General features: G+C 73.9%; 8 protein-coding genes. 2 read left to right on the plus strand and 6 right to left on the minus strand.

Features of this window, described 5'->3' with window-relative positions:
• Window positions 1-143: 143 nt before the first annotated feature.
• Together ACIPRD_RS10795 and ACIPRD_RS10800 are read right to left on the minus strand one after the other, a co-directional pair.
• Window positions 144-2,549, minus strand: a complete 2,406-nt coding sequence (locus tag ACIPRD_RS10795; RefSeq protein ID WP_401562139.1) for a SpoIIE family protein phosphatase — start codon at window positions 2,547-2,549, stop codon at window positions 144-146.
• Between the two features lie 118 nt (window positions 2,550-2,667).
• The gene (locus ACIPRD_RS10800; RefSeq protein WP_401563158.1) at window positions 2,668-3,207 is read right to left on the minus strand and encodes a YbhB/YbcL family Raf kinase inhibitor-like protein; all 540 of its coding nucleotides are present in this window, start codon (window positions 3,205-3,207) and stop codon (window positions 2,668-2,670) included.
• Between the two features lie 342 nt (window positions 3,208-3,549).
• Here ACIPRD_RS10800 and ACIPRD_RS10805 point away from each other — a divergent pair, with 342 nt between their 5' ends.
• Window positions 3,550-5,271 carry an MFS transporter gene (locus ACIPRD_RS10805; protein ID WP_401562140.1) on the plus strand — a complete coding sequence of 574 codons (1,722 nt, stop codon included), beginning with the start codon at window positions 3,550-3,552 and terminating at the stop codon, window positions 5,269-5,271.
• 150 nt (window positions 5,272-5,421) lie between these two features.
• Here the strand turns inward: ACIPRD_RS10805 and ACIPRD_RS10810 are convergent, their stop codons facing one another.
• Window positions 5,422-6,156, minus strand: coding sequence for a class I SAM-dependent methyltransferase (locus ACIPRD_RS10810; protein WP_356402695.1), 735 nt, complete (start codon window positions 6,154-6,156; stop codon window positions 5,422-5,424).
• Window positions 6,157-6,394: 238 nt separating this feature from the next.
• Here ACIPRD_RS10810 and ACIPRD_RS10815 point away from each other — a divergent pair, with 238 nt between their 5' ends.
• Window positions 6,395-7,153, plus strand: coding sequence for a hypothetical protein (locus ACIPRD_RS10815; RefSeq protein WP_356402697.1), 759 nt, complete (start codon window positions 6,395-6,397; stop codon window positions 7,151-7,153).
• A 104-nt stretch (window positions 7,154-7,257) separates the two neighbouring features.
• Here the strand turns inward: ACIPRD_RS10815 and ACIPRD_RS10820 are convergent, their stop codons facing one another.
• From ACIPRD_RS10820 to ACIPRD_RS10830, 3 genes are all read right to left on the minus strand, one after another.
• Complete coding sequence (locus tag ACIPRD_RS10820) at window positions 7,258-9,162, minus strand: GMC family oxidoreductase (protein ID WP_401562143.1); 1,905 nt, start codon at window positions 9,160-9,162, stop codon at window positions 7,258-7,260.
• Window positions 9,163-9,490: 328 nt separating this feature from the next.
• Window positions 9,491-10,864 (minus strand): MFS transporter, encoded by a 1,374-nt coding sequence (locus tag ACIPRD_RS10825; protein ID WP_401562144.1) that lies wholly within the window; start codon window positions 10,862-10,864, stop codon window positions 9,491-9,493.
• Window positions 10,865-11,095: 231 nt separating this feature from the next.
• Complete coding sequence (locus ACIPRD_RS10830) at window positions 11,096-13,387, minus strand: ATP-binding protein (RefSeq protein WP_401562146.1); 2,292 nt, start codon at window positions 13,385-13,387, stop codon at window positions 11,096-11,098.
• Between the last annotated feature and the right edge of the window lie 924 nt (window positions 13,388-14,311).

Genomic DNA, 14,311 nt, shown 5'->3' on the forward strand with positions numbered 1-14,311 from the left:
CGGGAGCGAGCCGGTGGCCGGCGTACGTCCCGGCGAGGGCGAGCCGGTGGCCGCCGCACGGTCCGGCGAGGGCGAGCGGGCGGGCGGATCGGATGCCGTACGGTCCGCCGGCGCGCGGGTTCGTGGTCCGCCGCCGTGCCGGTTCAGACGAGGACCGAGAGGTCGACGGGGGCCGGGGCGAGGGACTGCTCGACCCAGATGGTCTTGCCGCGGGGGCTGTAGCGGCTGCCCCAGCGGGTGGCGAGCTGCGCGACGAGGAACAGGCCGCGTCCGCCCTCGTCGGTCCAGCCCGCCCGTCGCAGCCGGGGCTGGGTGTTGCTCGGATCGGTGACCTCGCAGACGAGGACGTCCTCGCGGATCAGCCGCAGGCCCACCGGGCCGCCGGCGTAGCGGACGGCGTTGGTGACGAGTTCGCTGACGATCAGTTCGGTGGTGAAGGCCATCTCCTCCAGCCCCCACTGTTCGAGCTGCCGGGCCGCCGCCCGCCGGGCCTCGGCCACGACGGCCGGGTCCGCGGGGAACTCCCAGCTCGCGGTGGACCGTTCCGGCACGGCTCGGGTGCGGGCCAGGAGCAGGGCGATGTCGTCGCGGGGCGGGTCGTCGCCGAGGCCGGCCAGGAGCGCCCGGCCGGTGTCGCCCAGGGGGCGCCCGGGGTCGTACGCGGCGGCGAGGTGCTCGGTCAGCCAGCGCAGGCCGGCGTCGACGTCGCCGTCCGTCCGTTCGATCAGGCCGTCGGTGTAGAGGGCCAGGACGCTGCCGGGCTCCAGGTCGGCGGTGACGCTCTCGAACGGCATGCCGCCCACTCCCAGCGGCGGCCCCGGGGACAGGTGGATCACGTGGGTGGTGCCGTCGGGGCGGATGACGACGGGGGGCGGGTGGCCCGCGCAGGCGACGGCGCAGCGGTGCGTCACGGGGTCGTACACGGCGTAGAGGCACGTGGCGCCGACGAGGCTCTCCGCGTCCGCGCCGTCGCTGAGCCGCTGGACGAGGTCGTCGAGGTGGGTGAGGAGCTCGGTGGGGTCGAGCTCCAGGTCGGCGAGGGTGCGCACCGCGGTGCGCAGGCTGCCCATGGCCGCGGTGGCGTTCAGGCCGTGTCCGACGACGTCCCCGGCGACCAGGGCGAGCCGGAAGGAGGGCAGGGGGATGACGTCGTACCAGTCGCCGCTGATGCCCGCCCCTCCCCCGCCGGCGGGCAGGTACATGCCCGTCGTCTCGGCCGCGGGCGTGTCGGTGGTGGCCGCGGGGAGCAGCCGCTGCTGGAGGGCGAGCGCGACGCGGTGCTCGCGGGTGTATCGGCGGGCGTTGTCCACGCTCAGCGCGGCCCGGGAGGCGATCTCGGCGAGCAGCTCGGCGTCGTCGGGCTCGAAGGGATCCTCCCGGCCGGTCCGCCAGAGCGTGACGGAGCCGAGCACCAGTCCGCGCGCGTACAGCGGCGCCCAGATGCCCGAGTGGCCGTCGTCGGGCACGAAGAGGGCCAGGTGCGCTTCGTCGCCGAGCACGACGGCCGCCTTCTCGCGGTCCACGATGACGGCACGTCCGTGCTGGAACTCCCACAGTTCGGGGCTGTGCGGCAGCCGGGGGACCGGGTCGCCGGGCCGGAGCAGGGTGGCGGAGTCCGGGACGCCCTCCGCGGCCGCGGCCACCCGGCGCAGGCTCAGCTCGCCGGCGCCGGTGCCCTTCGGGGGTTCGTCCCCTTCGAGCACGGCCTCGGCCAGCTCCACCCATCCCATGTCCGCCAGCGAGGGGACGAGGAGGCCCACCAGGTCCTCGCTGGTCCGGACGACGTCGAGTGAGCTGCCGAGCCGGGAGGCGGCCTCGTGCAACAGGTCCATGCGGTGGCGGGCCCGCTGCTGCTCCGGGGTGTCGGTGAACATCGCGACGACCCCGGCGGGATCGCCGTGGGCGTCCTCCACCCGGAAGGCGGACAGCGACAGGGCCAGCCGCCGGTCCGGCGCCCGCGGCGAGCGCACGCGCAGGTCCTTGCCGATCAGGGGCTCGCCGGTCTCCAGGACACGGCGCAGCGCGGTCTCCGCGGCCTCGGCCTCGTCCGGGGAGAGCACGTCCTTCAGCCGGCTGCCCTCGGGCAGCACGGTGCCGCCGAACATGCCGGAGGTGATGTTCGTCCACATGACGTTCAGGTCGGTGTCGTGCATGCCGATCCCGACGCGGTCCTGGGAGAGCAGGGCACGCAGGACGTTCGCGCCCTGCTCCCAGTGGCTGACCTGGTGGGTGGGAGCGAGCAGCACGAGGGCTTCGGCGGCGGGCTCGGTCCGCAGGACCCTGAAGGTGATGTCGACCGTGTCTCCGGACCGGTGCCTGAGCAGGACCCGGCCCGAATCCGGGATTCCGGCGCCGACCGTCAGCCGGTGGCACTCTCCGGCGAGCAGGTCCCGCACCGGCCGGCCGCAGACCTCGCCCGCGGTCAGCCCGAGGAGTCCGGCGGCCGCCTCGGACCAGCGGGAGACCCTGCCCTGGTCGTCGAGCACGGCCGTGGCGATTCCGGCGAACGAGAACACCAGCTCCCCGCCGCCGGCGCTGAACCCGCGCATCCCGCTCCTCTGGCTCGGCGCCCCCACCTCTGCCTTCGGCTCCTCCGGCTCGGCGTCCCCCGCCTCTCCCTACGGTACGACCGCGGGGGTGGAGGCGCTTTTCCGCGGGGCGGCGCGCTCAGGCCGGAGCGGCGAAGACCGGCGTCAGCGTGGCGCGGGCCAGCGTGTGGCCGAGGAGCTGGAAGCCGAGCCAGGCGGGGGTGGCGTCCGGTCCGATGTCGAGCGTGGGGATGTCCAGCGCGTGCACCACGAAGATGTAGCGGTGGGCGCCGTGTCCGGGCGGGGGCGCGGCACCGAGGTAGGCCCGCTCGCCCGTGTCGTTGGCCAGGACCTTGGCGCCGGCGGGGAGGTTCGCGCCGCCCGCGGCACCGGCGTTCTCGGGCAGTTCGCGCACGGAGGCGGGGATGTCGTACACCACCCAGTGCCAGAATCCGCTGACCGTCGGCGCGTCGGGGTCGAAGCAGGTCACCGCGAAAGACCGCGTGCCGGCGGGCTGCCCCTCCCAGTCCAGCTGCGGGGAGCGGTCCTGCCCGGGGCCGCCGAAGATGCCGCTGCACTGCGCGGTGTTCAGGGGCTCCCCGTCGGCGATGTCGGCGCTGCGCAGGGTGAACCGCGGCACCCGCGGCAGGACGCTGTAGGGATCGAAGGGGTGGGACATGGTCATCTCCTCTGTGTCCAGGGACATTCACGCACAATGCGCCCGCTCCACGACGGAGCCTCGCGCTGCCGACGTGGAGCGGCCCGACGGCCGGACGACTGCCGGACGACTGCCGGACAGCGGCCGGGGGCGTGCGGGCGCGGGCGGGACGGACCGGTCGGGCGCCCTCCCGGCGGGCGCCGCCGCCGTCTTTACTTCACCGTACACGTAGATGCATAATGCGCTTATGCATACTCCGGTGTCATGCCCGGGCCCGCGCGATCCGGGCCGGCCGGACGCGCTCCCGGGCCGCACCCGTCGAGATCCCCGTATCCGTCACGACCTGACTGGAGAGAACCGGCAATGAGTGGACCGCACGGAAAGACCGCAGGCCCCTTCAGGCAACCGAAGGCCGTCTGGGCCGTCGCGTTCGCCTGCGTGATCTCGTTCATGGGCATCGGCCTGGTCGACCCGATCCTGCCCGCCCTGGCCGACAGCCTGCACGCCTCACCGAGCCAGGTCTCCCTGCTGTTCAGCAGCTACCTCATCGTGACCGCGGTGGCGATGCTGTTCGTGGGCTGGTTCTCCAGCCGGTTCGGCGCGAAGCGGACCCTCGTCATAGGCCTGGCCGTCATCGTCGTCTTCGCCGCGCTGGCCGGCACCTCCGGATCGGTCGACGGCATCGTCGGCTTCCGGGCCGGCTGGGGCCTCGGCAACGCCATGTTCATCGCGACGTCCCTGGCGGTCATCGTGGCCTCCGCCAGCGGCGGCTTCGGCGGCGCGATCATCCTCTACGAGGCCGCGCTCGGCCTCGGCATCGCCGTAGGACCGCTGCTCGGCGGGGAGTTGGGGGCGATCAGCTGGCGCGGCCCGTTCTTCGGCGTCGCCGTCCTGATGGCCATCGCCCTCGTCGCCACCGTCGCCTTCGTCCCCTCGCTGCCGAAGCCCGCACGCCCCACCTCGCCCGTCGCTCCGCTCAGGGCGCTGCGCCACCGCGGGCTGCTGACCATGGGCATCATGGCGCTGCTGTACAACTGGGGCTTCTTCACCATGCTCGGCTACGCCCCCTACCCGATGAAGCTGAGCGCCCACGAACTCGGGCTCGTCTTCACCGGCTGGGGTCTGCTCGTGGCCGCCTTCAGCGTCTTCTTCGCCCCGCGCCTGCAGGCCCGGTTCGGCACCGCCCCCGTCCTGTACGCCAACCTCGTCTGCCTGAGCATCGTGATGGCCGTGATCGCGGCGGGCGTCGACCACCCCGCGGTGGTGATCGTGGCGGTCGTCGTCTCGGGCGCCTTCATCGGCATCAACAACACGCTCACCACGCAGGCCGTCATGCTCGTGGCCCCGGTCGAGCGTCCGGTGGCCTCCTCCTCGTACGGCTTCCTGCGTTTCATCGGCGGCGGTCTGGCCCCGTACGTCGCGGGCAGGCTCGCCGACGCCGGTGGCCTGAGCGTTCCCTTCTACCTGGGCGCCGGCACCTTCCTGCTCGCCGTCCCCGTCCTGGCCTGCGGGCACCGTCTGCTCCGCCGGGCCGAGGAGCGGGCCGAGGCCGGCGAGCCGGTTCCCCCGGCCTTCACCCCCGTGCGCGCCGCCTCCGGCGACGGCACTCCCGCGGTCGTCGTCGCCGTGGGCGCCCACGGCAGGGCCGCGGCCATCGTCGACGCGGCGGCGCGGCTCGCCCGGGGCACCGGCAGCCCGCTGGAGGTCGTCCACGTCCGGCAGACGGCCGTGGTCGAGGAGCAGGCCGTCGACACCGAGACCGCCGACCAGGCCCGTGCGGCCGTCACCGCGCACCTCGACCGGCTGGCCGCTCTGGGCATCGCCGCCGGCGGCCAGATCCTCACCAGTGTCGGCGACCACGCCGCGGCCGGCCGCGCGCTGGCCCGGCACGCCGCCGAGGTGCACGCCCGTGCCGTCGCCGTCGGCCGCTCGCCGCGCGGAGCCCTGGTCCAGTTCGCGGACGGAAGTTTCACCAGCGCCCTCACCCGGTCCTCGGGCTGCACGGTGGTCCTGGTCGATCCGGACGGCGCTCCCCGGGACCTGACCCCGGAGGCGCTGGCGGAGCTGCGCGACACGACGGTCTGAGCGCCCGCGTATCCGGCTCCGCTCCCCCGCGGGCGGGCCGCGTCGCACTTCTCATGCCGCGGCCCGCCCCGCTGTGCGGGGCCCCCGACGGGTCCTGCGCGTTCCGGACGCCCGGGCAGGCGGCCCCGCGGTGGCCGCGCCCGGCCGGTGTCACCCTTCCTCGGGCCGCCGCGCCACGAAGACGAACTCCCGGCCGGGACGGTCGGGAGCGTCGCGCAGTTCGTCGACCACGAACCCGCTCGCGATCAGGTCCGCCTCCGCCTCGCTCCGCTCGCGGTAGCGCAACGTCGAGTCGGACGTGAGGACTTGACCGTCCGCGGCGAAGACATAGGTGGACCGGAACGTCACCAGCGGCCATCGCACGTCCGTCACCTGGATCCAGTGCTCCACCGCACCGACCCCGGGGATCTCCGTCACGCCGTAGGTGTCCGCGCGGTTCCACTCCTCCCACGCGCGCCTGGCGGGGTCGCGGGTCTCGAACACCAGGCGTCCGCCCGGCCGCAGCGACGCGTACGCCGTCCGCAGCGTCTCCCGCCATTGCCCGGGTTCGACGATGGCCTGGGCGACGTTGGCCGTCATGGTGGCCAGGTCGGCGCGCAGCGGCGGGAGTGCCGTCGCGTCGCCGCGGATCCAGCGCACCCGCTCGGCACCCGGCTTGGCCTCGGCGACGTCGACGGACGCGTGGGCGGGGTCGACGCCGATGACGTCGATCCCGCGACCGGCCAGCAGGAGGGCGAACACCCCGGTGCCGCAGCCGATGTCCAGCACCTGCTGCGCCGCGAACTCCTCGGCCATGCGGGCGTACATATCGAGGTCGCCGCGATCGGGGTCGAGCCGGTCGTAGACCGCGGCGAGCCGCGGATGTCCGTAGCACTCGTCAGCCATGGAGGTGACGGTATGTGGCATCCGGTCCGGGTCACCACCGGGTTTTCCGCCGGGCGGCGGCGTCCGGCCGATCAGCGGCGGGACGCGTTCCCCCGCGCACGCCGTCCGTGCCGGCGGGTACTCCACCCGGAGGCCACCGAGGCCGTCGCGTAGGCCGGATGCCCGCGCCCGGATGCGCGTCGAGTGCGTTCGCCACAGGATCCTGACCATGCGGACATCTCGTGGTACCCGGTCATCTGTGCGGCTCGAACGACGCGGCGGTGCGCGTCATCTCATATCCGCGGCCCTCGCCTGCGGCGTCCTGGTGACGGCGACGACGGCGTGCGGCGGCACCACGGCGCGAACGAGCCCCGCGGGCGCGCCGGGAACCAACAACCCGGCGGCACCCTCCTCCCCCGGGGCCTCGGCGGCCTCCCGTCTGCCGGGCGTCGGTGAGCGCCTGTCGAAGCAGGTGTCGTCCCGTACCGAGCAGGCGGTCGTGGTCTACGGCGAGGGGCGGGACTCGGCGAACAGCCTCGCCGTGCTGTACGAGAAGCGCGGCACGGCCTGGGAGCAGAAGGCCAGCTGGCCGGCGCACAACGGCCGCATGGGCTGGACGACGGACCATCGTCTGGACGACGAGAGCAGCCCCGTCGGGGTGTTCACCCTCAGCGACGCGGGAGGCTCGCTGAAGAACCCGGGCAGCAAGCTGCCGTACTGGTACGACGACAACGCCTACGCGTCCATGGTGAACACCGACGACGAAGCCCACGTGCACGACTTCGACTACGTCATCGCCGTCAACTACAACCGTCTCAAGGGCGTCCCGCCCTTCGACTGGACCCGTCCCGACGGCGTGGAGAAGGGGGGCGGGATCTGGCTGCACGTGGATCACGGCGACGGCACCTCGGCGTGCGTCACCGTCCCCGAGACCGCCATGAAGACCCTGCTGCGCACCCTCGATCCCGCCCGCCACCCCGTCGTGGTGATGGGTGACCGGGAACGCCTCAAGGCCTGACGGCCCGGACCCGACGGACGCTGCCCGGACAGACGCCGCCCCGGCACACGGAGCGTGCGGTCCCTGTCCGGGCAGCGCTGGTTCTCCGCCGGCGTCCCCGGGATTCAGGCGGGCCGCACCGTCCCGTACTCCGCCAGCATCGCCTCGCTCGCCTTCTCGCCGACCAGGTAGACGGCGCTGGCGATGAACAGGCCCGGGATGTCGGGGAAGACGGACGCGTCCACCACGCGCAGGCCCTCCACGCCACGCACCCGGAAGTCGCCGTCGAGCACGGCGAGGGGGTCGTCGTCGGCGCCGATCCTGGCGGTGCCGCAGGCGTGGTGGCCCCACGACTGGCCGCGCACCCAGTCCTTGAGCTGGTCGTCGGTCGTGAACTCCGGGCCCGGGATCAGCTCGCCCTTCACTCCGGCGTCGGCGGCGTGCGCGATCACGTCACGGGCGATCCGCATGCCGTCGACGACGCCTTGCAGGTCCTCCTCCCAGCCCTCGGAACCCTCGGAGAAGTAGCGGAAGGCCATCTCGGGGGGCTCGGCGGGATCGGCGGAGCGCAGGGTGAGGAGGCCGCCGCGGTTCCTGGTGTGTCCCTTGAGCACCACGACGGCCAGCCGGTCGCGGGCTTTCCCGCCGTCCGTGGAGTAACCGGGGTAGTAGCCGTGGAAGTCGACGGGCAGCACCAGCAGCATGAGGTCGGAGTCGCCGTCGGAGACGCTCGATCCGGCGATGACCGTCGCCAGCAGGCCGTTGGTGGAGTACGGGCCCCCGTGGTCGGCGTCCCACTCGCTGATGAGCGCGTCCCTGTGCTGCCCCTCGGTGGGCACGTCCAGTGAAGCGCCTTCGAACAGCCGGTAGTCCTCGTCGAGTTCGGCGACGACCGACACCTCGTACCGGTCGTGCAGGTTGCGTCCCACGCCGGGGGCGTCGACGCGCACCGGGACGCCGAGCCGCTCCAGTTCGGCGCGGGGGCCGATGCCGGACAGCATCAGCAGCTGCGGGGTGTTGTAGGTGCCGCCCGCCAGGACGACCTCCTGGCGGGCGTACGCGGCCCTCTCGGTGAACTCCTCCTGCCCGGAGTCCTGTTGCCGGCTCTCGTCCGCTGGGTCGGGGCAGAGACGGCAGCTCTTGCCGGAGGAGGCGCCGTAGGCGTGGCGCTGCTCCCGGTAGGCGACGCCCACCGCCCGGTCGCCCTCGAAGAGCACGCGGGTGACCAGGGTGTTCATCCTGATGGTCAGCCGGTCGCCCACCTGCCGGCGTACGTCGAGGAGGCGTTCGCGGGAGCCGTTGCGCTGTCCGTCCCGTACCGCGATCGGGACGAAGCCCATGCCCTGGAAGTCCGGCGGGGTGTCGGCCGCGTTCGGGTCGCGGGGCAGCGGTACGTCGTCGGGGATGCCGAACCGGTCGCGCGCGGTCCGCTCGACGGCGCCGATGATGTCGAGGAACTTGGGCTCCCGGCGGGCCAGGGCGGGGGCGGCCCGGGTCGTACCGAGCCAGCCGTCGCGGCCGTGCGCGGCCTTGGCGTCGCGCTCGGCCGGGGTCTCACCGGGAAGCGGCTCGGCGTCGGCTCCCTGCCAGCTCTCCATCCGCCGGAACCGCTCCCGCATGGCCTCGGCGCCCCAGCCCGCGTCGCCGGTCGTCTCCACCAGCCTGTCCCACTCCTTGCCCTGCGGGAACAGGGTGATGAGGGCGTTCACCGTCGTGCTGCCGCCGAGGGCGCTGCCGCGCGGATAGAGGACGCCGTCGCGGGCCTCGACGAACTTGGCGTCCTCGCGCTGGGCCGCCGTGTCGTCCCAGTGCCGTACGAAGAAGCTCCACGCCATGTCGGGGTCCTCGCTGGCGAAGGCCTGCATGATCGGGATGGAGTAGTACGGGCACGCGTGGTCGTCGCCGGCCTCCAGGACCAGCACCCGGTGTCCGGCCAGGGCGAGGTTCGCGGCCAGCGGTCCGCCGCCGGCACCGGATCCGACGACGATGAAGTCGTATGTGTGAACGGTGTCGCGCGGTTGCTGAGGCACCTGGCTTCCTCCTCCACCTGCCGGCTCTGCTCACGCCGACGCGGGGACGTGCCGCGCGGCCCGCGGACGGCGCGGGGTGTGCCGGGGCGGGCGCGGCCTCGGGGGGCCTGCGGGGCTGCCGGTCGGCGGCTTCCTCCTGACCACCCTGCCCCGCCTGCCGGGGCTACGCCACCCGGCCCAACGCGGCGGCGCCGGCGTGGGGCGCGGAGGCGGGGTCGGGGGGCGGGGCGGCGGGGGGCGGGCAGTCGGGGCCGAGGGTCGAGGCAGCGGTGGGGCGGGCAGTCGGGGCCGGGGCGGGAAGTCGGGGCGGGGAGTCGTCCGGGACCGCTCAGGCCTCTCCCCCGGTGGACGCCGGGTTCGCGCGGTCCGCCGTCGTGGACCCGCGCGGCCCGGTGGTCGCGGCGGCCGAGGCGGTCGCGGGGCGCGGCATGAGGAGCAGCGCGGTCATGGCGGCGGCGCAGCAGCCCACGATGTACCAGCTGATCCAGGTGCTGGACCCGGTGTGTTCCAGGATCGCCGCGGCGATGAGCGGGGCGGGACCGCCGGCGACGACCGAGGCGAGCTGGTAGCCGAGTCCGGCTCCGCTGTAGCGGACGTTCGCGCCGAACCCCTCGGCGATCAGCGCGGCCTGGGGTCCGTACTGGACGCCGTGGAACACGAGCGAGAGCACGATCGCGAGGAGGACGAGGCCGGGGCGTCCCGTGTCGAGGAGGGCGTAGTACGGGAACGCGAACAGCCCGACGCAGGCGATGCCGATGCCGTAGACCAGCCGCCGCCCGAAGCGGTCGGAGAGGTGGCCGAAGAAGGGCACGCAGACGAGGCCGACCGCGGCCGCGACGAGCGTGTCGTCGAGCAGGTCCGCCTTGGCGAGCCCGGCCTTCTCCGTGCCGTAGGTGAGGACGAAGGTGATGAAGAGGTAGAAGGGCGCCTGCTCCGACATCCGGACGAAGGCCGAGGTCAGCACCGCGCGGGGCTGGTTCCGCAGGACGCTGAGAACGGGCCGGCGGACCACCACGCGTTCCTGCTTCACCTCGGCGAAGGCGGGGCTCTCCAGGACCTTCAGCCGTACGTACAGGCCGATGCCGATCAGGACCACGCTGGCGAGGAACGGTACGCGCCAGCCCCAGGAGCCGAAGTGGTCGCCGGTCGCGGCGGTCATGAGCTTCACCATGCCGGTCGAGGCGAGGAGGCCGAGCGGGACGCCGAGCTGCGGCCAGCTCGCCATCAGCCCTCTGCGCCGCCGCGAGCCCCATTCCATGGACATCAGGACCGACCCGCCCCACTCGCCGCCGACCCCGACGCCCTGGACGACCCGCAGCAGGACGAGCAGCACGGGTGCGGCGGGTCCCAGGGTGTCGTAGCCGGGCAGGAGGCCGATGAGGAAGGTGCTGACGCCCATCAGGACCAGGGTGGTCACCAGGGTCGACCTGCGGCCGACCCGGTCGCCGATGTGCCCGAAGACCGCGGCACCGAGCGGACGGGCCGCGAACCCCACGAACTGGGTGCCGAAGGAGGCGAGCACCCCGGTGTAGCCGGCGTGCCCGGGGAAGAACACGTGCGGGAAGACCAGGGCGGCGGCCGTGCCGTAGAGGAAGAAGTCGTACCACTCGATCGCGGTCCCCACGGTGCTGGCGGCCGCGGCGCGGCGGCGGTGCCGGCGCACGTGGTCAGGGGCGTCCGGGGTGGTCTCGTACGTGGTCATCGCGGCTCCCTGAGTAGTTGAACCACAGCACCGGTGAACGGACTCCGGAGAGAGTCGTGGTCCGCTGACGGTGTGTCAAGGGATGGCGCGGTGACGGAGGATGCGGCGGGGGAAGCAGGTGCACCGGTTGCGCCGGGGACGCCGCGTGACGGGCTCCGGCGCCGGAGCCCGCCCCGGCATCGGAACCCGGGGGCGTCATGGTCCGCCGGACGCGGCCTTCACGCTGTCGCCTCACAGGCGCGGCCGGACGGGTGACCCGACCGCCGGGGTGGCGCCCTGGTGGTTCTCCCCCGAGATCAGTGCGGCGATCTGTGACCGGGAGGAGAAGCCGAGCTTGGCGAGGATGTGCTCGACATGCGCGTCGGCCGTGCGTTTGGAGATCACCAGGTCCTGCGCGATCTCGCGGTTCGTCATGCCCTTGGCGATCAGCGTGGCGACCTCGCGCTCGCGCCGGGTGAGGCCGTCGCTTCCGGACGGCCGGGGCCGGGCGGGGAGGTCGGGGGGCATGTCCTCGTCGGACAGGGCGAAGGCGACCAGTTGCTCCCGGGGCAGCCTGGCTCCCTGGCGGCGCAGCCGTTCGAGTTCGGTGCCGCCGAGTGCGTCCCCGGCGGTGCGCAGCGCCTGCTCGTGCAGCCTGGTCAGCAGCGGATTGCCGAGGGCCCGGCGCCGGTCCAGCAGGTCGTACGGCGCGTCCACTCCGCCGAGGATGAGAGCGGCGCGCCGATGGCGGCCCTGGGCCACCGCCGTCCAGGCGACGGCGTCGAGGGTGACGGCGAGGTCGAGGACGCCGTCGCGGAGGTCGTGGAGTTCCACGGCGCGGCGGCCCGTCCGCGCGGCCTCCTCGACCGCTCCGGCGGCCAGGTGGGCGACCGTCAGATAACCGTGGGCGCAGCCCTGGACATAGCTGTCCGTCCGGTCGCCGCCGGCCGGTTCCGTCAGCTCCCCGAGGACGGTGAGCGCGGCGTCCGTGCGACCGCCGAGCGCGTAGGCCATGCCGAGGCGCAGGGTGGCCAGGGCGACGTCCAGTTCGGTGCCGGTGGCGCGCAGTTCGTCCAGGGCCACGGAGAGGTCGGCCACCGCCTCGTCGCACGCGCCGCGGAAGGCCGCCGCCTGTCCCGCGCACAGCCGGGCCAGGGCGGTCAGCCGGGGGTCGGCGAGCTGTCCGGCCTGTTGCCGCATCTCATGGGCCAGTCCCGTCGCGCGGGCGTGGTCGCCCTGGAGGGCGGCGAAGGTGGAGGCCCACTGAAGTGCCCGTACGCGCTCGGGGGTCGCCTCGCGGTGCTGGGCCAGGGCCAGTTCCAGCCAGTGGGTCGCTTCGGCGGGCTGTCCGCCGCACAGCCAGTAGGGCCACATCTGCGCGGCCATGGGCAAGAGGTCGCCGTCCGCCTGGGCGTACTCCAGGGCGGCGCGGAGGTTGTCGTGCTCGGTCCGCAGGGCCCGGTGCAGCCGGGCCTGGTCGGGGCCGAGGAACCGCTCCTCCAGCCGGCGCAGTCTGCTCCGGCAGTACGTGGTCAGCCGGTGCCGGAGGGCGGCGGTCTCGTCGAGCTCCGCCAGCCAGTCGGCGCCGAACTCGCGGATGGTGTCGAGGAGTTGGTAGCGGCTGTCCAGCCGTACCACCACCGACTTGTCGACCAGGCCGATCAGCGGGTCCACCACGTCGTCGACGGGGAGCCGGGGATCGGTGCACACGGACTCCACCGCCGCGAGGTCGAAGGAGCCCGCGAACACCGACAGGCGGGCCCACAGCAACCGCTCGGGCGGCGAGCACAGTTCATGGCTCCATCCGATGGTGGTGCGCAGCGTCTGATGCCTGGGCAGCACCGCCTTCCGGCCGCCGTTGAGGATCGCGAAGCTGTCGTCGATCCGCGCGGCGAGCTGTTCCAGCGGCAGGGCCCGCAGGCGTACGGCGGTCAGTTCGATGGCCAGCGGGATCCCGTCGAGGCGGCGGCACAGGGCGGCGGCGAGAGCGCGCCGGCCGTCCGTGAGCGTGAATCCGGGAACGGCGAGGGCGGCACGCTGCTCGAACAGGTCGAGGGCGTCTCCCCCTTCGTCGCCCTCCGGCAGCCCCAGCGTCACGGGCAGGACGTACTCGCCGGGGACGTCGAGGGCCTGCCGGCTCGTGGCGAGGATCTTCAGGCCGGGCGCCTGCGACAGCAGGAGGTCGGCCAGCAGGGCGCAGGCGTCGACGAGATGCTCGCAGGTGTCCAGCACCAGCAACAGCCCGGCGCCGGCGAGGTGCTCGACGACCGAGTCGACCGGCGACATGCCCGCCCGGGCCGGCAGCCCCAGCGCGTCGGCGATGACGCCCGGCAGCAGGTCGGGGTCCTTCAGGCCGGAGAGTTCGGCCAGGCGCACGCCGTCGGGGAAGCCGTCGGCCGCGTCGGCAACGGCTCGCAGCGCCAGCCGGCTCTTGCCGACCCCGCCGGGTCCGACCAGGGTGAGCAGCCGGGCCTGCCCCAGCATCTCCCGGATCGTGGCCAGTTCACCGGCGCGCCCGACGAAGCTGGTCAGTTCGGCCGGCATCCGACCCGGGCGCCGCCATGAGGACCCCAACTGCACACTTACCCCCCGCAGTCACCTTCCGCGTATGAACCGTATCCGAGGGTAGCCGCCCTTCCGGGTCGGCGACCGGTCCTTCCGCAGGCTCCGGCGACACCGTGCCCCGGAGCGGAGCCCGCGCCGGACCCCGGACAGGTCCGCCACCGGAACCCGCGGCGGACGGCGTGCCGTCCGGGAGCAGCGGGGCGTGCCGTCAGGGCGGGGCGAAGCGTGCCGCCCGGGAGGAGAGCGGCGTGCGGCTGCCCAGCCGACCGGGGCAGCCGCACGCGCCCGCGCCGCCGGGAGAGCGGGCGGCACGGACGCCCTTCTCATGACAGCCGTGGGGATGACCAGCACTGACGGCGTCCGGGCCGTCCGCCCCCGGGCGGCAGAGGAACCCTCGCAGGGCGCGGGCCGCGCCCGCATCGGTGACCGGCGAAGATCCGTATCCCCATGCGGCGGGGTCCGCGGCCCCCGCGTGCGTACGTACGCGGCTCGGCGATCCGGCCGACAGTCCGACAGCCCGGCCGCCGGCGTATGCCTGTGGGCGTACGTTCGCCGCGCGGCGATCCGGCCACCCGCCCGGCGGCCGGCGCGTGCCGGTCGCGCCGGCTGCCGCCCGCCACACCCCCGTCACCTGCCCCTCGCCGCCCGTCCTCCGCACGGGACCAACCCTCACGCCGGTCCCTCCAACTCCCCTGACAACGATGTCCGTTACGCCTGTGGACATAGTGAAGTCCGCATGGTGTCATGCCTGGAGCCCGCCTTTACAACGTTGTAGGCGAGCGCGCAGGCAAGTGCAGTCCTCTCCTCATGTCCGTTGCGCCCACCCGGGCGCCGCTGTCCCAGGATGGAGCATGCCGTGCGACCCCCCTTCCCCAGATCCCCACACCCCCGCCGCACCCGTGC

Origin of the sequence: Streptomyces sp. NPDC090108 (assembly GCF_044747185.1) — a bacterium.
GTDB lineage: Bacteria > Actinomycetota > Actinomycetes > Streptomycetales > Streptomycetaceae > Streptomyces.

Excerpts from the sequence above, each read along its gene's own strand:
- ACIPRD_RS10795 (WP_401562139.1), bottom strand. The coding sequence starts at position 2,549 with ATGCGCGGGTTCAGCGCCGGCGGCGGGGAGCTGGTGTTCTCGTTCGCC.
- ACIPRD_RS10810 (WP_356402695.1), bottom strand. The coding sequence starts at position 6,156 with ATGGCTGACGAGTGCTACGGACATCCGCGGCTCGCCGCGGTCTACGAC.
- ACIPRD_RS10805 (WP_401562140.1), top strand. The coding sequence starts at position 3,550 with ATGAGTGGACCGCACGGAAAGACCGCAGGCCCCTTCAGGCAACCGAAG.
- ACIPRD_RS10800 (WP_401563158.1), bottom strand. The coding sequence starts at position 3,207 with ATGTCCCACCCCTTCGATCCCTACAGCGTCCTGCCGCGGGTGCCGCGG.
- ACIPRD_RS10830 (WP_401562146.1), bottom strand. The coding sequence starts at position 13,387 with ATGCCGGCCGAACTGACCAGCTTCGTCGGGCGCGCCGGTGAACTGGCC.
- ACIPRD_RS10825 (WP_401562144.1), bottom strand. The coding sequence starts at position 10,864 with ATGACCACGTACGAGACCACCCCGGACGCCCCTGACCACGTGCGCCGG.